Source organism: Vibrio sp. 1078-1 (assembly GCF_033340475.1).
In genome coordinates this window covers 1-635 of sequence record NZ_JAWOWM010000496.1, presented here as the reverse complement: position 1 = coordinate 635, position 635 = coordinate 1, and the positions used below count along the sequence as shown (strand labels likewise).

The window sequence follows — 635 nt, the reverse complement described above, 5'->3', positions numbered from 1 at the left end:
TAGCCGAGTTGAGACATGATTTCTGGCATACCAGTAAGGTAAGCAAAGAACGCTGCCGATGCGGTTGCGAACATAAACACGTTACCTAGGTAAGTTTTTGAACCTAGTAACGCTTTAATATCCGCAGACATGCTGGTTTGTTTGATTTCGGCTTGTTCGTTCTTTTGTGCCATGGTGGCAGCAACCAGCACCACGCCAACAAGCGTTAATGCGATAAAAATACTGTGCCAACCAAAGCTATCCGCTAAAACTACACCCAGTTGAGGTGCAAGTGCTGGTGATAGTGCCACCAACGGCATGATGGTTGCAAAAATTTGCTGGCTACTGCTGGAGTAACGCTTGATTACCATCGCTTGCCAGATAACCGCAGGAGCACACACGCCGATTGCTTGCACAAAGCGCAGTGTCAGTAGCTGCCAAACTTCATCGCAGAATGCTAAGCCGAATGAGGCAATGGTAAAGAGTACCAGACCTGCGGCCAGCGTATTGCGGTGACCAAATTTATCCGATGCTAATCCCCACATCAACTGACCAAAAGCCATACCTACAAGAAATACGGTCAGAGAAAGTGCGATTTGTTCGGGACCTGTAGCAAAGTCGATTTCCATCGCTTTGAACGCAGGTAAGTACATGTC

At 47.6% G+C, this 635-nt stretch carries 1 protein-coding gene; it reads right to left on the bottom strand.

Features of this window, described 5'->3' with window-relative positions; all coding sequences use genetic code 11:
• The coding region (locus R7190_RS28405; protein WP_318137997.1) for an MFS transporter at window positions 1-635 on the bottom strand (635 nt) is incomplete at both ends.